This is a genomic window from Caulobacter sp. Root487D2Y, from assembly GCF_001427165.1.
In the GTDB taxonomy this organism is placed as follows: Bacteria; Pseudomonadota; Alphaproteobacteria; order Caulobacterales; family Caulobacteraceae; genus Caulobacter.
Genome location: NZ_LMFD01000012.1, coordinates 231,431 through 249,649, shown reverse-complemented (window position 1 = coordinate 249,649; position 18,219 = coordinate 231,431). Strand labels below are relative to the sequence as shown.

Here is an 18,219-nt window from a genome sequence, read left to right as displayed (position 1 = left end):
GGACAAGCAGCTACGGCCCGACTGCCTTTCCGGACAGACAACATGGGCGTTATGCGACGATATGTCCGGCTCGGCGCCGATCAGGACCCCAGCGCGAACCCCGCATACCCCTCCGCCGCCACCGCGTCGCAGTGCAGCTTATAACCCTCGCCGACATACGGCATGAACACCCGGGGCTTTCCCGGGATGTTGGCGCCCATGTACCAGGAGGCCGCGCGGGGGAAGAGGGTCTTGTCGGCCTCTTCGTTGACGTGGGCGACCCAGTCTTCCTGGGCGTCGGTGGTCGCTTCCAGCGTCGCGGCGTTGGTGGTCCGCACGTGGGCGATGGCGTCCATGATCCAGTCGACATGCTGCTCGGCCGCGGTCAGCACGTTGGTCAGCACCGACGGGCTGCCCGGGCCGGTGACGGTGAACAGGTTGGGGAAGCCCGCCACCGCCAGGCCCAGATAGGTCTTGGGACCCTCGGCCCAGGCGTCCTTCAGGCTCAGGCCGCCCCGGCCGCGGATGTCCATGCGCAGCAGGGCGCCGGTCATGGCGTCGAAGCCCAGGGCGCTGACGATCACGTCGACCGGATAGTCCCGCTCGGTGGTGCGCACGCCGGTCGGCGTGATCGCCGTGATCGGGGTCTCGCGCAGGTCGACCAGCTCGACGTTGTCGCGGTTGAAGGTCTCGTACCAGCCGGTGTCGACGCAGGCCCGCTTGGTCATGATCGGGAAGCTGCGCGGGGTCAGCTTCTCGGCCAGGGCCGGGTCCTTGACGATCCGCGCGATCTTGGCGCGGACGAAGTCGCCGGCCGCCTGGTTGCAGCGTTCGTCGCGCACGATGTTGGGGATCTGCACGGCCGAGATCAGGCCCCAGCCGTTCCACAGCTGCTCGACCAGGGCGTTCAGCTCCTCGTCGGACGGCACATAGTCGGCGGGCGGGATGGGCAGGGGCGGCTGGCCGCTGCGCAGCAGCTCGACATAGGCCGGGAAGTTGGCGCGGAACCCGGCCACCTCCTCGTCGCTCAACGGGGCGTTCAGGGCCGGCAGGCTGTAGTTGGGCGTGCGCTGGAACACGTAGACCTGGTCGGCCTGCTCGGCGATCAGCGGCGTCGACTGGACCGCCGACGAGCCGGTGCCGATCACCGCCACCCGCTTGCCCGTGAAGTCGATCGGATCGTGCGGCCACAGGCCGGTGACGTAGGTCTCGCCCTCGAACGTGTCCGCGCCCGGCAGATCGAAGTCGCGCGGCGCCGACAGGCAGCCGGTGGCCATCACGCAGAACCGCGCGGCGATCTCGTCGCCCCGGTCGGTCTTCACCCGCCAGAGCTTGGCGGTCTCGTCGAAGACCGCCGAGGTCACGCGGGTCTCGAACAGGAAGTGGGGCCGAAGATCGAAGCGATCGGCCACGTGCTGGGCGTAGGCCAGGATCTCGGGCTGGGTGGCGTACTTCTCGCTCCACCGCCACTCGGCCTGCAGCTCGTCGGAGAAGGTGTAGGAATAGAGCAGGCTGGGGATGTCGCAGCGGGCGCCGGGATAGCGGTTCCACCACCAGGTGCCGCCGACGTCGCCGGCGGCCTCGATCCCCTGGACGGTCAGTCCGGCCTCGCGCAGCCGATGGACCATGTAGAGCCCGCCGAAGCCGGCCCCGACCACCACCGCGTCCAGCGGCGCGGCGGGCGTCGTGTGAAGGGGCTCGCGAACGGCCGCGCTCGTCCCCGGATGGGTCGCTGCTGGCGCCATGATGTCCTCCCCGGTCTTGTTTTCGCCCCTGCGGGCGGCCGGCGCGTTCAAGATATGAGGGCTGACCTAGGGGCAGTAAATGGGGACGGTTCGCGCGTCATTAGCGCCGCGCCGGTCTTGAAGCGGCCGGCGGGCGAGGGCTGGAGTCAGCCCTCGCCAACGCCATTCCGAGACTCAGATGGGTGTTCGTCCCCTCGCTGCTCGCGCAAATCTCAATCAGGACAACGTTGTCATTGGAAGAATTTGCCGAAATTTCGCTGTAGACTGCGAACCGCAAACCGTCGGTGGACGGCTTCTTTGACAAGGTGCTACTGAACGCCCGGATATTGCAGTGCGGGATGGGCGTTTACGCTCCATGTCCCAGGCCAGGACGGTTCCGACAGAGAACCGCCGGCTTTTTCACTATCGCAGGGTGAACAAGAAAATGCCGGTTGATACGCTGACCAAGACGCAGTGGGTCTATTCGTTCGGGGGCGGCGGCGCCGACGGCGACGCCAAGATGAAGAACCTGCTGGGCGGCAAGGGCGCCAATCTCGCCGAGATGTCGTCCCTGGGCCTGCCCGTGCCGCCGGGCTTCACGGTCACCACCGAGGCCTGCGTCCACTACTACGCCAACGGCAAGCAGTACCCGGCCGAGCTGGCCGAACAGGTCAATGCGGGCCTGGCCACGGTCGAGCAGCTGACCGGCAAGAGCTTCGGCGACGTCGCCAACCCGCTGCTGGTCTCGGTGCGCTCGGGCGCCCGGGCCTCGATGCCGGGCATGATGGACACCGTGCTGAACCTGGGCCTGAACGACGAGACCGTCGAAGGCCTGGCCGTGCTCTCGGGCGACCGCCGCTTCGCCTATGACAGCTATCGCCGCTTCATCCAGATGTACTCGAACGTCGTGCTCGACCTGGAGCACCACATGTTCGAGGAGATCCTCGACGACCATAAGGACCGGCTGGACGTCACCGTCGACACGGCCCTGACCGCCGACGACTGGGCCGCGGTGATCAAGGACTACAAGGCCGCCGTCCGCGACGCCCTGGGCAAGCCCTTCCCGCAGGACGCCCAGGAGCAGCTGTGGGGCGCCATCGGCGCGGTGTTCGCCAGCTGGATGAACGACCGGGCCAAGTTCTATCGCCGCATGCACGACATCCCCGAGGCCTGGGGCACCGCCGTCAACATCCAGTCGATGGTGTTCGGCAACATGGGCGAGACCTCGGCGACCGGCGTGGCCTTCACCCGCAACCCCTCGAACGGCGACGGCCGCCTGTACGGCGAGTTCCTGATCAACGCCCAGGGCGAGGACGTGGTGGCCGGCATCCGCACGCCGCAGTCCCTGACCAAGGCCGCCCGCGAGGAGATGGGCGACACGGCCCCCTCGATGGAGGAGGCGATGCCGGAGGTGTTCGGCCAGTTCAAGACCGTGGTCGAGACGCTGGAGCGCCACTACCGCGACATGCAGGACATCGAGTTCACGGTCGAGCAGGGCAAGCTCTACATGCTGCAGACCCGCAGCGGTAAGCGCACGGCCAAGGCCGCTCTGAAGATCGCCGTCGACATGGCCGCCGAGGGCGTGATCAGCCGCGACGAGGCCATCGGCCGCGTCGAGCCGGCCTCGCTGGACCAGTTGCTGCACCCGACCATCGACCCGACCGCCCATCGCGAGCTGATCGCCAAGGGCCTGCCGGCCTCGCCCGGCGCGGCCACCGGCAAGATCGTCTTCGACAGCGACGCCGCCGAAAGGGCCGCCGCCGCCGGCGAGGCCGTGATCCTGGTGCGCGAGGAGACCAGCCCCGAGGACATCCACGGCATGCACGCCGCGCGGGGCATCATCACCGCCCGGGGCGGCATGACCAGCCACGCCGCCGTGGTGGCGCGCGGCATGGGCCGGGCCTGCGTCTCGGGCGCCGGCGACGTGGCCATCTTCCCCAAGGAAGGCCTGTTCCGGGTGCGCGGCCGCGACTACAAGGCCGGCGAAACGATCACCATCGACGGCTCGACTGGCGAGATCCTGGTCGGCTCGCCCAAGATGATCGAGCCCGAGCTGACCGGCGACTTCGCCACCCTGATGGAGTGGGCCGACGCGGCGCGCCGCATGAAGGTCCGCGCCAACGCCGAGACCCCGCTGGACGCCAAGACCGCCCGCGGCTTCGGCGCCGAGGGCATCGGCCTGTGCCGCACCGAGCACATGTTCTTCGACGACACCCGGATCGCCGCCGTGCGCGAGATGATCCTGGCTGACGACGAGGCCGGCCGCCGCGCCGCCCTGGCCAAGATCGCGCCGTTCCAGAAGGCCGACTTCGTCGAGCTGTTCACGATCATGGAAGGCCTGCCGGTCACGATCCGCCTGCTGGACCCGCCGTTGCACGAATTCCTGCCGCATACGGAGGAAGACGTCGCGGCGGTGGCCAAGGCCACCGGCCTGGACGCCCAGAAGCTGATGCGCCGGGCCAAGGAGCTGCACGAGACCAACCCCATGCTCGGCCACCGCGGCTGCCGCCTGGGTGTGTCGTATCCCGAGATCTACGAGATGCAGGTCCGGGCGATCATCGAAGCCGCCTGCGACATCGCCAAGTCGGGCAAGGCCGCGCCGATCCCGGAAATCATGCACCCGCTGGTCGCCAAGGGCGAGGAGATGAAGTACCTGCGCGACCTGACCGACCGCACCGCCAAGGCGGTGCTGGCGGAGCAGGGCGTGGATCTTCAGTACACGGTCGGAACCATGATCGAGCTGCCGCGCGCCGCCCTTCGGGCCGGCGACCTGGCGGCCAACGCCGAGTTCTTCAGCTTCGGCACCAACGACCTGACCCAGACCACCTTCGGCATCAGCCGCGACGACGCCGGCAAGTTCCTGGGCGCCTATATCGACAAGGGCATCTTCGACAAGGACCCCTTCGTCAGCCTCGACCAGGAGGGCGTCGGCGACCTGATCCGCATCGCCGCCGAGCGGGGCCGCGCGGCTCGTCCGGACGTCAAGCTGGGCATCTGCGGCGAGCATGGCGGCGACCCCGCCTCGATCGCGTTCTGCGAGACGGTCGGCCTGGACTACGTGTCCTGCTCGCCCTACCGCGTGCCGATCGCCCGCCTGGCCGCCGCGCAGGCGGCGCTGGCCAACAGGGGTTGATCCTTCAAAGGGGCTCGTTCGCGAGCCCCTTTTCATTTCGGCTCATCTCGGCGAAGGCCGGGAGCCGAGCGGTCTTGGCCGATCGACCGCGCCGCGTTACTCCAGGCTCGGCTTGGGTCCCGGCTTCCGTCGGGATGAGCGGAGAACAGAGACGATGCGGACCTTGATCCTGACGGCTTCCTTGGCGGTCGTTCCGATGGCCGCCCTGGCCCAGACCCCGCCCGCCCTGGACCTGCCGCTCTCCATCGACCTGGCCCGCGCCGCCGTCGACGCCTGCGCCGCCAGGGGCGCGCCGGTCAGCGTCGCCGTGGTCGACGACAAGGGCAATCCGCTGGTCGTGCTGCGCGCGTCCGCCAGTCCGAAGCCGCCCATCGCGGCCCCGCGCAAGGCCGCCACCGCCGTCCAGTTCGACGCGCCGGGCAGCCAGATGGAGCCGCGCGAGAAGACCGACCCGGCCTTCGCCGCCCTGATCAAGGCCGAGCCCGATCGCCTGAACCCCCACGGCGGCTCGCTGCCGCTGCACATGGACGGCAAGCTGGTGGGCGGCCTGGCCGTGGCCGACACCAGCCACGAGACCGCCGACGCCTGCGCCCGCGCCGCCCTGGCCAAGTTCGACGATCGGGTGAAGTAGGACGCTTAACCCGCCTTCTCGCTCCACAGGTCCAGGTCGTCTTCGCGGCCGATCAGGGCCAGGCCGGAAGCGATGGATTCGAACTCGCCGCCGCTCTCGATCTTGTCGGTCCCGAAGCGGCGCAGGAAGATCTCGCGCACGGCCGGGACGAACGAGCTGCCGCCGGTCAGGAAGACCCGGTCGACGCCGTCGGGGCCCAGGCCGGAGCGCTCCAGCGCCTGGTCGACGGCGGTCTCGATGGCCTTCAGCTCCGGGGCGATCCAGCCCTCGAAGTCGGCGCGACGGACGGTCTTCTCGATCAGCACCGAACCGGCCTCGAAGCGGAACGTCGCCTCGTCCTGGCTCGACAGCGCCTCCTTCAGCGCCGAGACCGCGCGGTAGAGGGCGTAGCCGTGATTATCGTCCAGCACCTCGATCAGCCGGCGGATCTTCTCCGGCTCCATGGCCGTGCGCTCCAGGGCGCGGATGTCGCGCATGTCCTTGGAGGCCCGCAGCAGGGCCAGCTGATCCCAGCGGGCGAAGGCGGTGTAATAGCGCTGGGGGATCGGCAGCCGGTTGTCGAAGGCGCGGTACAGGCTGCCCTTGCCCAGTTCGGGCGAGACCAACTGGTCGATGATCCGATAGTCGAAGGCGTCGCCGGCCAGGCCGACGCCGGAACGGGCCAGGGCGGTGGACCGCAGCTTGCCGTCCCCATTCTCGGAAGGGGCGCGCTCGAACCGCACGATCGAGAAGTCGCTGGTGCCACCGCCGAAGTCAGCGACCAGCACGGTGGCGTCCTGCTTCAGCTGGCGGGCGAAGAAGAACGCCGCCCCGACCGGTTCGTAGGCGTAGCGGATGTCGGTGAAGCCCAGGCGCCTGAAGCCGGCCTCGTAGCGCGCCAGGGCCAGGGCCTCGTCGGGATTGCCGCCGGCGAAGGTCACGGGCCGCCCGACGATGACCCGGGCCGGCAGGGTCTCCATGGCCGCGCCGCCGTGACCCTTCAGCTTCAGCAGGAAGTCCGACAGCAGGTCCTCGAACAGGTAGCGCTTGTTGAGGATCTTGGTCTCGGTGAAGGCCGCGCTGGCGGCGAAGGTCTTGAACGACTGGATGAAGCGGGTCTCCAGCGGATCCTCGACATAGGCCTCGATCGCCCAGGGGCCGGCCTCGGTCACCAGTTCGTTGGCGCGGCCGCCCACGCCCATGATCGCGTGGAAGCTCAGGGCCGAGCGGAAGGCGAAGATGTCGCCGTCGGCGGTGGGGAACCTCACCAGCGTGGCGGGGCCGTCGCCATGGGTCATCGAGACGACGGTGTTGGTCGTGCCGAAATCGATGCCGATCGTCGCTTGGGGAACGGACGTCATGGGAGCGCCTGGGCGGGAGGAGGGCAGGGTTCCTAACCCCCCAGGCGCTGGCGTCAAGCGCGGGGCGGCGCTTTCCGCGAACGACTCTTGGCGATCGGCGTCTCATGGTTGAGCCTTGGGCATGCATCGCAGACGATTCCTCGCCGCCACCGGCGCCGCGACCCTCGTTCCCGTGGCGGCGCGCGCCGTGACCCCGGACGGGACCTTCATGGTCGACAGCCGGGTGCTGGGCGGGCAGCGCCGGATCAATATCGCCCTGCCGCCGGGCTATGCGGGGTCGAAGCGGCGCTATCCGGTGCTCTATCTGCTGGATGGCGGCGCGGTTCAGGAGGACTTCCCCAAGATCACCGACATCGTCGCCGAGGCGGTCTCGGCCGGCCTGGCGGCGCCGATGATCGTCGTCGGGATCGAGGGCGTCGACCGCAAGCACGACCTGACCCACCCGGCGACCTTCGCCAAGGATCGGGAGCTGCTGCCGACCTCCGGCGGCTCCGCGACGTATCGCCGCTTCCTCGTCGACGAACTCCGGCCCTGGGTGGGGGCGCGCTACCGCACGAGCGGCCGCGGCGGGCTGATCGGCGAGTCCCTGGCCGGCCTGTTCGTGGTCGAGACCTTCCTGCGCGAACCCCGGGCCTTCGACGCCTATCTCGCCGCCAGCCCCAGCCTGTGGTGGGACGATCAGAGCCTGTCGCGCGAGGCGTCCTCATTGTTGGCCAAGGGGAAGTTCGTCGGGCGTCGGCTCTACCTGTCGATCGGGGACGAGGGAACCACGATGCAGGAGGGCGTGGACCGCGTCGTCACGGCGCTGCGAACCAAACCGTCCAGGGGGCTGGTCTGGCGCTACGATCCGATGCCCCAGGAGCATCACGCGACGATTTACGATCCGTCCGCCCGGGCCGGGCTAGCTTGGCTGTTTCCTCAACGTTAACCGCTCTTTCACCGGGGCGGGCAAAACATCCTCCGAAACACGATACCGGCCGCGCTTGTTCAGCGTTCAAGGCCCCACGGGGGAAGCCATGGGTCTCGACGACCTCAAGATTTCGACCAAAGTTTTGCTCCCCGCCGCGATCCTGGCCGTCGCCGTCCTGGGGTGCACGGGCATGGGGGTCTGGCAGCAGAAGAGCCTGCAGGACGCCACCCGGATCCTCGTCGAGCAGCGCTCGCCGGCCGAGGTGCAGTCGGCCCGCTTCAGCCGTCGCCTGAGCATGATGGGCCACGCTGCCCACCGTGCGGTGACCTACGAGGGCGCGTCCGAAGCGGCCCAGTCGGCCTCCAAGGAGCTCGACAAGGTCTATGCCGAGGGCAAGGACAGCCTGGACAAGATGGTCAAGGCCGATCCGTCCATCGCCCCGACCGCCGACGGTTTCCGCCAGCGCATCGACGCCCTCTACGCCGATGGACGCGCCGCCGCCGACCTCGGGCTGGCCAATGATGACACCGGTGCCATCACGCGCCTTTCGGCCCTGGATCCGGCCATCGAGAGCCTGTCCAAGGACGCCAAGGCCTGGGGCGACGGCTACCACGCTGAAACCGACGCCCTGGTGGCCGGCGCCAACAAGAAGGCCAATCAGGGCGCGTTGCTGACCATGCTGCTGGGCCTGGTCGCCGCGATCACCGGCATGGGCTTCGCGCTGTGGATCGGCGCGACCAAGATCTCCCGTCCGATCGCTTCGCTGTCCAACACCATGACCACCCTGGCTCAGGGCGAGCTGGACGTGACCGTCGCCGCCACCGGCCGGAAGGACGAGGTGGGCCTGATGGCCCGCGCCGTCCAGGTGTTCAAGGACAACGCCGCGGCCCTGCGGACGTCGGAAGCCGAACAGCAGCGGATCAGCGCCGCCAGCGAGGCCGAGCGGCGCCGTAACGAAGCGGCCAGCCAGGGCGCGGCCCAGGACCAGGCCTTCGTCATGGAGCGCATCGCGGCCGGCCTGGCCCGGTTGTCGCGCGGCGACCTGACCGTGCGCGTCGTTGACCCGTTCCCCGAGGGCTACGGCCAGCTGCGCACCGATTTCAACGGCGCCATGGAGCACCTGGACCAGGCGATGGGCCAGGTCCTGGCCGCGGTCGGCGGCATCGGCCGCAGTTCCGACGAGATCACCGCCGCCGCCGACAACACCGCCCGCCGCAGCGAGCAGCAGGCCGCCGGCCTGGAAGAGACCGCCGCGGCGCTGGACGAGATCACCGCCACCGTCCGTCGCGCCTCGCAGGGGGCCAACGACGCCGCCCGCGTGGTCGGCTCGACCCGCGAGGACGCCGAACGCTCGGGCGAGGTCGTCCGCGACGCCGTCGCGGCGATGACCGGCATCGAGCAGTCCTCCCAGCAGATCGGCCAGATCATCGGGGTGATCGACGAGATCGCCTTCCAGACCAACTTGCTGGCCCTGAACGCCGGGGTCGAAGCCGCCAGGGCGGGCGACGCGGGCCGCGGCTTCGCGGTGGTCGCCCAGGAGGTCCGGGCCCTGGCCCAGCGCTCGGCCGAAGCGGCCAAGGAGATCAAGACCCTGATCTCGACCTCGGCCAGCCAAGTCGGGCAGGGCGTCAAGCTGGTCGGCCAGACCGGCGAGGCCCTCGAAGGCATCGTGTTCAAGGTGGGCGAGATCGACGCCCTGGTGAAGGAGCTGGCCGCCTCGGCCGGCGAGCAGGCCACCGGCCTCAACGAGGTCAACGCCGCCGTCAACCAGATGGACCAGGGCGTCCAGCAGAACGCCGCCATGATCGAACAGGCCACCGCCGTCAGCCATGCCCTCAAGACCGAGATCGGCGGCCTGGTGCAGATGATGCGCCGCTTTCAGGTCAGCGGCGGCCAGGCCGGCGCCGCGCCGATGCGGCGGGCGGGCTAGCGGCGTTCCAAGGCGTGCTTGATCCGAGCGATAACGACCGTCTCGTTCAAAACACGATATTGGATCACGTAGCCGGAATTCCCGAAGGCCACGGGAATCTGACGTAGGTCGGGTCGCGGTCCTACGTGGCCACGGTCTGCGTGATCACCAAGCGACAGGATACCGGCGACGATCGCATTGACGGCTCGCCGCGCCGCGTCAGGACTTTTCTCGATCAGGAAGGCTTAAAGACGCGAAAGGTCATGCTTGGCCCGGGCCGTCAGCCGGACCTCGCGGCTCATTTGCGCTTGGCCAGTCCGGCTTCGACGTTCGCGCGGAATTCAGCGACGGCGTCCTCGGCGGCGTAGGATACGCCGGTGCGGTCATGGTCTTCCAACGCCGCGATGGCCTCGGACCAATCGTCATCCAGCGCCTGATCAAGCGCCTGCAGCGCGTAGGCCTCCAGAGATACGCCCGCAGCCTCCGCCGCCGCCCTGAGCCGAGCAGCTCGTTCGGGATCGAGATGGATGTCTGCGCCGTCGGCCATGGCGGCAGGATCACTCGATGGCCCTTAGCCGTCAACGCCGCCGCATTGACTTCCCGGCCCGCCTCCTGTCGATACGCCCCTCAATAGAGAGGGCTTGAGCCTTGGAAGACTTCGACGTCGTGGTGCTGGGCGCCGGCGCGGCCGGCATGATGTGCGCCATCGAGGCGGGCAAGCGCGGCCGCTCGGTGCTGATCGTCGACCACGCCAAGGCCCCCGGCGAGAAGATCCGCATCAGCGGCGGCGGGCGCTGCAACTTCACCAACGTCAACACCGCGCCGGCCAACTTCCTGTCGGCCAATCCGAAGTTCTGCGTCTCGGCCCTGCGCCGCTATCGGCCGAGCGACTTCATCGCCCTGGTCCAACGCTACGGCATCGCCTTCCACGAGAAGACGCTGGGCCAACTGTTCTGCGACGGCTCGGCCAAGCAGGTCATCGAGATGCTGCTGACCGAGATGGACCGGGCGGGCGTGAAGCTGCGCTTAGAGACCGAGGTCAAGGACGTGGCCAGGGATGGGGAGGGCTGGCGGGTCAGCTTCTCGAACGGCCCGGTGACCTGCCGCTCGGTCGTGGTCGCTACCGGCGGCAAGTCCATTCCGAAGATGGGCGCGACGGGCCTGGGCTACGAGATCGCCCAGCAGTTCGGGCTGAGCATCGTCGAGACCCGCCCGGCCCTGGTGCCCCTGACCTTCGAGGTGAAGACCCTGGAGCGTCTGGCGCCGTTGTCGGGCGTGGCCCTGGACGCGGTGGTCGCCAGCGGCAAGACCAAGTTCGCCGAGGCCATGTTGTTCACCCACCGCGGCCTGTCGGGCCCGTCGATCCTGCAGATCTCGTCCTACTGGCGCGAGGGCGGTGAGATCAGCGTCGACATGGCCCCGGGCGTCGACGTCTTCCAGGTCCTGCGCACCGCGCGGACGGCCACGCCCAAGCGAGCGTTGTCCACCGTGCTGGGCGAGATGCTGCCCAAGCGCCTGGCCCAGTTGATCGCCGAGGACGCGGGGGCCTACGGCAACATGGCCGACTGCTCCGACGTGCTGCTGCGCGGCGTGGCCGCGACGGTCAACGCCTGGACGTTCAAGCCGGTGGGTTCGGAGGGCTATCGAACGGCCGAGGTGACCCTGGGCGGGGTCGACACCGACGGCCTGGACTCGCGGACCATGGAGGCCAAGGCGGCGCCGGGCCTGTATTTCATCGGCGAGGTCGTGGACGTCACCGGCTGGCTGGGCGGGTATAACTTCCAGTGGGCCTGGGCGTCGGGCTGGTGCGCCGGGCAGGCGGTTTAGAAATTCCTCCCCCCGTGGGGGAGGCGATCGCGAAGCGATCGGTGGGGGGAGCTATAGGCTGGTCGATCCGGCATGCGGTCGAGGCCGTGATACTCCCCCCTCCGTCGTCCCGAAACCGGGACGACACCTCCCCCACAGGGGGAGGGCCTGGCTCAAACTACTTCTTCTTGTACGGCGTCTTGCCGCCCGGCTTCTTGCCGAAGGCGGGCTTGGGACCGCCGAACGCCGGCTTGTCGCCGAACGAACCCCCGCTCTTGAAGGCCTTGGGGGCCTTGAACGGCTTGGGGCCCTTGAACGGCGTGGCGGGACCGTCGGCGCGCGGCTTGCCGGCGTAGGGCTTGCTGCTCGGCGCGCCGTCGCGGGGACGGGCGACGTACGGAGCCTTGGCCGGCTTGTGGTCCGGGTCGTAGGGCACGCTCTCGCGGGCTTCGCGAGGGGCGCGGCGCGGGGCCGGGCCTTCGTTCAGCGGCGAATAGGCCTTGGGGGCCTCGTCGCGCGGGGCGCGGGGCTTGAAGTCGCGCGGGGCGTCGTCACGGGGCGGACGCGGCTTGAAATCGCGCTTGGGACCCTCGTCGCGGTCTCGCGGCTTGTAGTCGCGCTTGGGTTCCTCGCCACGGGCGTAGGGCTTGGCGTTGCTGACGCCGTCGGCGCCGTAGCTGGACGGACGCGGGCTGCTGTCGCGCGACCCCGGGGCGTTGGCGCGCGGGCCGCGGGGACCGGCGTCGTCGCGGGGCGGACGGGGCGTGTATTCGCGGCGCGGTGCGTCGTTGTCGTCACGGGGCGGGCGCGGGGCGTATTCCTTGCGCGGACCCGAAGCGTCCCGGGCGGCCGGGGCCGTGGTCGGGGTGATGGTCACGTCGTCGCGCACGGTGGCCTGCACCGCCGCCCCGAACTTCACTTCCGCCTCGGCCGAGATCTCGAACTTGGTGTCGTAGTCGAAGATCCGGATCGAGCCGATGTCCTTCTTGGTGATGTGGCCCAGGCGGCAGATCAGGGGGATCAGCCACTTGGGGTCGGCGTTGTTGCGACGGCCGGTGTTGAGACGGAACCAGGCCGAGTTGCTCATGTCGGCGCGCGGCTCGCGTTCCGGACGGTCCCCAAAGTCGCGGGCCCCGCGATCAGCGAAGCGGTCGCCGGCGTCATTGGAACGCTCCCCGCGCACGCGCGGGCCCGGGTCAGCGCCGTGGCGCGGGTCGTCGTAGATCTCTTCCGGGGCCGGCAGCTTGGCGCGGCGGGTGCGGATCAGGGCGGCGGCGATCTCCAGCGGCGTGCGCTTGGCCAGCATGGCTTCGGCCAGGGCGGTGTCTTCCTCGACCACGGCTTCGTTGAAGATCGGGTCGTCGAGCAGGCGCTCGGTGTCCTTGACGCGGATTTCGTCGGCGGTCGGGGCGCCGCCCCACTGGCCTTCGACGCCGGCGGCCATCAGCAGCTGCTCGGCCTTGCGGCGGCGGGTGTAGGGGACGACCAGGGCGCTGACGCCCTTCTTGCCGGCCCGGCCGGTGCGGCCCGAACGGTGCAGCAGGGTGGCCTTGTTGACCGGCAGCTCGGCGTGGATGACCAGGCCCAGGTCGGGCAGGTCAAGACCGCGGGCGGCGACGTCGGTGGCGACGCAGACGCGGGCATGGCCGTCGCGCAGGGCCTGCAGGGCGTCGGCGCGTTCACGTTGGCTCAGTTCGCCCGAAAGGCCGACCACGGCGAAGCCGCGCTCGCGCAGCTTGCTGTGCAGGGCGCGGACGCTTTCGCGGGTGTTGCAGAACACCAGGGCGCCGGGGCTTTCGAAATAGCGCAGCAGGTTGACGATCGCGTGCTCGGTCTCGTTGGGCGCCACGCGAACGGCGCGATACTCGATGTCGCGGTGCGGCTCGTTGCGGCCCAGGGTGTCGATGCGCAGGGCGTCGTTCTGGTAGCTCTTGGCCAGCTGCACGATCTCGCGCGCCAGGGTGGCCGAGAACAGCAGGGTGCGGCGTTCCTTGGGCGCGGCGTCGAGAATGAATTCGAGGTCCTCGCGGAAACCCATGTCGAGCATCTCGTCGGCCTCGTCGAGGACGGCGACCTTCAGCTCCGACAGGTCCAGGTGGCCGCGCTCGATGTGGTCGCGCAGACGGCCGGGGGTGCCGACCACGATGTGGGCGCCGTAGTTCAGCGCGCGCTGCTCGCGGCGAGCGTCCATGCCGCCCACGCAGTTGACGACCACGGCGCCGGCGTCGGCGTACAGCCACGTCAGCTCGCGATTGACCTGGATGGCCAGTTCGCGGGTCGGGGCGATGACCAGGCACATCGGGGCGCCGGCCTTGGAGAACTTCTCGGCGTCGCCGAGCAGGGTGGTGGCGGCGGCCAGGCCGAAGGCCACGGTCTTGCCCGAGCCGGTCTGGGCGCTGACCAAGAGGTCGCGGCCCTCGGCGTCGGCTTCCAGCACGGCGGCCTGGACGGGGGTGGGCTCGGAATAACCTTGAGCGGCAAGAGCCCGCTCAAGAGCGGGGTGGGAGGCGGGGAAGGGCATATAGGTCCAATTCGGTTCAAGCGGACGGCACACACACACGTGCGGCCCGCACCACGACCAAATACGACCCCCAAACGGACCGTGTTCTTGGTCAATATCTTCAGAGAATAGACCGTTTTCGTCCGGATGCCGATAAGGGCGGGGCGAAAGGGGTCTGATGGGCGGCCTAAGGAAGGCAAAACGCTTCGGAAAGCAAGGGGGCTGGGGAAAGATTGCTGCGATGCGGCGAAAAGGCCGCGTGGATGAGGCGGACGACCATGTCGGTGTGGCAAGCGTGAGAGCTCGCGGGAGGTCCGGTTATGAGTGGCAAGCCAATTTCTGTTTTCGACCCTGAGCGGACCTTGGCGTGGTCATCTCACCGATCTAACTTCCCTTATGTCGCAAGCCCTCAAGCGCGTTCCGTTAGAAGTCTCGTCTTCCAACTCAATCGTCGCCTTTCAACGCGTCGGTGGCGGCGCATGGGCGGAGTGGGATCGCTACCTCACCATTGACGGAAAGAGCGCTTACAACCTCGGAAATATCTGTGGAACCTGCGCCTTCTTGTTCGAAAGAATGGACGGGGCAAATCGGGCGGTGTCCGTTGAAAGCCTTGTCGAAAACTTGTCGAAAGGAGTGAATGATCTAGACGACGCCTTAATCAAAACTCTGGCTGAGCTAATGCCAGTGTCGCGATATGAGGTTTGTTTATTTAGCTTCACTCCTCAGCTCGTCACCCCTGGCAGCAGTGGGGACTATTTCGCCGTTGAGCAGGTGGAGAACCAAGGCGGTGTAGATGGCTTCTGGGGGCTGCCACACCATCCCAAGGTGCCGTATTACCGCCCGGTAGAGCGACTCGAAGGCGAAATTCCAAGTGGCGATGGCGCAAAGATATTCGACTTCTTGATCCCGATGTTCCCCGAGACCTGGTTGAATGATGGTCGCGTTGAACACTACCTTTCAGTCTTGGAGAGCGATCGACAGCCGACGGCTGTGGCGATCTCTGTTCTAGACGTTAAGGGGCCTGCGGATGGCGGCGCAGATCACTGGTGCATGGCGCACTATATCTTGGATGGACATCACAAGATCGCGGCTGCTGCTCGCGCAGGTAAGCCTGTTTCGCTAATTGCCTTCATCGCCGTTGATCACGGTATCTCAAGCGCTGAACAGCTGAATACCGCGCTAGGGACTTACTAGGCGGACGGCAGCTTCCCACCCATCTCGGAACTTCGGAAGGTCCGCTTGGCGCAAGCCTGCATCCGTCCCGGATGCGGCCTCGCTTTCCTTGAACCCTCTCTCTTAGAGAGAGGGAGGGACCCGCCGCCGTAGGCGGTGGGAGGGTGAGAGGTTACACCCTGTCCGGTTTCGCGCGGGCGCTCTGCCGGCGCACCGTCCGACGTCTTACCCCCTCACCCTCCCAAGCTTCGCTTGGGCCCCTCCCTCTCCCCATGGGAGAGGGCTATTTCAGGGGATCGAGCCGCGCCAATCCCCGCCAATGCCGCGAAGAACCCCAACCCTTTCAACGCTCTGAAAAATAATCAGCGTCACAAGTCCTCGGACCTCAAACCAGTTGCACAATAATCCCGTCTCCATCACGGGGAGGGCTCTTGGTACCGGCCCGAGCAGGCGATGGAGATGGAACCGAGCGGGGCCGCCTGGCCTTGGCGACCGGATCGCGTTTGGCGGCGGGGCTCAGAAGGCTCCAAGGCTCGGCGGGGACGGTGGCGGGACGGGCGGGATGACGGGGCTGGGAGTTCAAACCGGCCTGTTCCAGGATCAGTCGGAGTCGCCGACGGCCCCTTCCGGGCGACTTTGATCCTGCCCGCCCGAGGGGAAACGTCGATCGGGATGAAACAAGCCCTCAATCGCCGTCCCTTGAGAAGAACGGTTTCGCGGAGCGGACTGGTCTAGCCGAAACGCACTTACACAATCACGGTCATCCGGGCTCGGCCCGGCCGCTCCGCGTCCTCCTCAACCACTCGTCGCGAAAGCTCGAGGTCGAGAAGCTGTGTCCGCCGCGGGTCGGAGGGAGTCTTGCCGCGGCGACCTACAGATCCAGGTCGTCCGCCGCGAACTCGGCGTTCTCCTGGATGAACCGGAAGCGCAGCTCGGGCTTGCGGCCCATCAGGGTCTCGACCAGGGCCTCGACCGCTTCCTCGGACCGGGGGAGGGTGATCTTGGCCAGGGTGCGCACCGAGGGGTCCATGGTGGTCTCCTTCAGCTGGGAGGCCATCATCTCGCCCAGGCCCTTGAAGCGGCCGATCTCGGGCTTCTTGCCCTTGAACATCGTGGCCAGCAGCTCGTCCTTGTGCTCGTCGTCGCGGGCGTAGGCGCTCTTGCCGCCGTGGCTGATGCGGTACAGCGGCGGCAGGGCCAGGAACAGGTGACCCTGGCGGATCAGGTCCGGCATGGTCCGGTAGAAGAAGGTGATCAGCAGGGACGCGATGTGGGCGCCGTCGACGTCGGCGTCGGTCATGATGATGATCCGCTCGTAGCGCAGATCCTCTTCCTTGTACCGATTGCCGCCCTGGGCCCCGAGGGCCAGCATCAGGTCGCTGAGCTCCTTGTTGGCCGTGAACTTCTCGCCGCTGGCCGAGGCCACGTTGAGGATCTTGCCGCGCAGGGGCAGGATCGCCTGGTTCTTGCGGTTGCGGGCCTGCTTGGCCGAGCCGCCGGCCGAGTCGCCTTCGACGATGAACAGTTCGGCGCCGTCCACGGCCCCAGCCGCGCAGTCGGCCAGCTTGCCCGGCAGGCGCAGTTTGCGGGTCGCCGAGGCGCGCTGGACTTCCTTGTCCTTGCGGCGCTTGAGGCGTTCCTCGGCGCGCTCGATGACGAACTCCAGCAGGGCCTGGGCGGCCTTGGGCGAACCGGTCAGCCAGTGGTCGAACGGGTCGCGCAGGGCGTTCTCGACGAAGCGCTGCGCCTCGCTCGAGGACAGCTTTTCCTTGGTCTGGCCCTGGAATTCCGGGTTCTTGATGAACACCGAGATCAGGGCGCCGGCCTGGGCGATCACGTCGTCGGCGGTGATGATCGCCGCGCGCTTCTCGTTCTTCAGTTCGGCGTAGGCCTTCAGGCCCCGGGTCAGGGCGGCGCGCAGGCCGCTTTCGTGGGTGCCGCCCTCGGGGGTCGGCACGGTGTTGCAGTACGACTGCATGAAGCCGTCGTGCTCGCCGAAGCCGCGCGGGGTCCAGGCGATGGCCCACTCGACCGCGCCGGCCTCGCCCTGGCGCTCGATGCGGCCCGAGAAGCTGTCGGGGGTGACCAGCTCCAGCCCCTTGGTGCGCTCGGCCAGGAAGTCGGCCAGGCCGTTGGGGAAGTGGAAGGTGGCCTCGGGCGGGGTCTGGTCCTGGATTCGCGAGGGATCGCAGGACCATTTGATCTGCACGCCGCGGAACAGATAGGCCTTGGAGCGGGCCATGCGGTACAGGCGGGCCGGCTTGAAGCCGCAGCCCTCGCCGAAGATCTGGTCGTCGGGCTTGAAGCGCACCTGGGTGCCGCGCTTCTTGCTGGGCTGGATCTTCTCGACCGGCCCCAGCGGCTTGCCGCGCGCGAAGCTCTGGCGGTGCTCGAAGCCGTCGCGCCAGACGGTGACCTCGACCAGTTCGGACAGGGCGTTGACCACGCTGGCGCCGACCCCGTGCAGGCCGCCCGAGGTCTCGTAGGCCTTGCCGCTGAACTTACCGCCCGCGTGCAGGACGGTCATGATCACTTCCAGGGCCGACTTGCCCGGATGCTTGGGGTGCTCGTCGACCGGCATGCCGCGCCCGTCGTCGCGGACCGACAGATAGCCGTCGGCGTCGAGCTTGACCTCGATGGTCTTGGCGAAGCCGGCCACGGCCTCGTCCATCGAGTTGTCCAGCACTTCGGCGAACAGGTGGTGCAGGGCCCGCTCGTCGGTGCCGCCGATGTACATGCCCGGACGCATGCGCACGGGCTCCAGGCCTTCCAGCACTTCGATCGAGCTGGCGTCGTACCCGCCGGACGACGGCGCTCCGGACGAGGGCGCGGACGAGGGCGCGGCCGAGGGCGGCGGCGGCGCGGCGGGGCGCGGCGCGGGCTGAGGATGCGGCTCGCGGGCAGGGAACGGCGAGGCCGGGACCGGAGCCAGGGCGTCGTCGTCGAACAACGAGAAGGAAGCGGGAGCGTCTTTGGAGGACATTACGGGAACATGCGTCGATTCGGCGGGAGCGCCCCGTATGGGCCGTGCGGCGCACGAAGAAAAGAGGGGGATAGGTCGCGCCACGGGCGGCGGACACCGATTTGCCGGTCTGGATGGACGCATGGCAGGAT

At 68.4% G+C, this 18,219-nt stretch carries 12 protein-coding genes; 6 read left to right on the top strand and 6 right to left on the bottom strand.

The window, feature by feature from the left end; all coding sequences use genetic code 11:
- Positions 1-80 precede the first annotated feature (80 nt).
- Entirely contained in the window at positions 81-1,724 is a 1,644-nt protein-coding gene (locus ASD38_RS18420; protein WP_082560810.1) for a flavin-containing monooxygenase, read from the bottom strand.
- Positions 1,725-2,148: 424 nt separating this feature from the next.
- On the opposite strand from ASD38_RS18420, the gene ppdK reads away from it, so the two are divergent.
- Together ppdK and ASD38_RS18410 are read left to right on the top strand one after the other, a co-directional pair.
- Complete coding sequence (gene ppdK, locus ASD38_RS18415) at positions 2,149-4,836, top strand: pyruvate, phosphate dikinase (protein WP_056462245.1); 2,688 nt, start codon at positions 2,149-2,151, stop codon at positions 4,834-4,836.
- Between the two features lie 154 nt (positions 4,837-4,990).
- Complete coding sequence (locus ASD38_RS18410; RefSeq protein WP_056462242.1) at positions 4,991-5,467, top strand: GlcG/HbpS family heme-binding protein; 477 nt, start codon at positions 4,991-4,993, stop codon at positions 5,465-5,467.
- A gap of 5 nt (positions 5,468-5,472) precedes the next feature.
- On the opposite strand, the gene ASD38_RS18405 is transcribed toward ASD38_RS18410, so the two are convergent.
- On the bottom strand, positions 5,473-6,807 hold the full coding sequence (locus tag ASD38_RS18405; protein ID WP_056462239.1) for an Hsp70 family protein: 1,335 nt from the start codon (positions 6,805-6,807) through the stop codon (positions 5,473-5,475).
- A 121-nt stretch (positions 6,808-6,928) separates the two neighbouring features.
- Between ASD38_RS18405 and ASD38_RS18400 the strand changes: the two genes are divergently transcribed.
- Positions 6,929-7,735, top strand: a complete 807-nt coding sequence (locus tag ASD38_RS18400) for an alpha/beta hydrolase (protein WP_056462235.1) — start codon at positions 6,929-6,931, stop codon at positions 7,733-7,735.
- A gap of 88 nt (positions 7,736-7,823) precedes the next feature.
- Positions 7,824-9,647: a methyl-accepting chemotaxis protein gene (locus tag ASD38_RS18395; RefSeq protein WP_056462232.1), complete on the top strand. Its 1,824-nt coding sequence runs from the start codon at positions 7,824-7,826 to the stop codon at positions 9,645-9,647.
- Here the strand turns inward: ASD38_RS18395 and ASD38_RS25165 are convergent.
- Both ASD38_RS25165 and ASD38_RS18390 read right to left on the bottom strand, forming a co-directional pair.
- Entirely contained in the window at positions 9,644-9,862 is a 219-nt protein-coding gene (locus ASD38_RS25165; protein WP_442857059.1) for a type II toxin-antitoxin system RelE/ParE family toxin, read from the bottom strand. The genes ASD38_RS18395 and ASD38_RS25165 overlap by 4 nt on opposite strands.
- A 62-nt stretch (positions 9,863-9,924) precedes the next feature.
- On the bottom strand, positions 9,925-10,173 hold the full coding sequence (locus tag ASD38_RS18390; protein ID WP_056462229.1) for a hypothetical protein: 249 nt from the start codon (positions 10,171-10,173) through the stop codon (positions 9,925-9,927).
- Positions 10,174-10,274: 101 nt separating this feature from the next.
- On the opposite strand from ASD38_RS18390, the gene ASD38_RS18385 reads away from it, so the two are divergent.
- Entirely contained in the window at positions 10,275-11,453 is a 1,179-nt protein-coding gene (locus ASD38_RS18385) for an NAD(P)/FAD-dependent oxidoreductase (RefSeq protein WP_056446554.1), read from the top strand.
- Between the two features lie 157 nt (positions 11,454-11,610).
- Here ASD38_RS18385 and ASD38_RS18380 read toward each other — a convergent pair whose 3' ends face one another.
- Complete coding sequence (locus tag ASD38_RS18380) at positions 11,611-13,953, bottom strand: DEAD/DEAH box helicase (RefSeq protein ID WP_056462226.1); 2,343 nt, start codon at positions 13,951-13,953, stop codon at positions 11,611-11,613.
- Between the two features lie 303 nt (positions 13,954-14,256).
- Here ASD38_RS18380 and ASD38_RS24020 point away from each other — a divergent pair, with 303 nt between their 5' ends.
- Positions 14,257-15,126 carry a hypothetical protein gene (locus ASD38_RS24020; protein WP_156390773.1) on the top strand — a complete coding sequence of 290 codons (870 nt, stop codon included), beginning with the start codon at positions 14,257-14,259 and terminating at the stop codon, positions 15,124-15,126.
- Positions 15,127-15,976: 850 nt separating this feature from the next.
- Here the strand turns inward: ASD38_RS24020 and parE are convergent.
- A complete protein-coding gene (gene parE, locus ASD38_RS18370; RefSeq protein ID WP_056462221.1) occupies positions 15,977-18,088 on the bottom strand; it encodes a DNA topoisomerase IV subunit B in 2,112 nt (703 codons plus the stop codon).
- Positions 18,089-18,219: the final 131 nt, after the last annotated feature.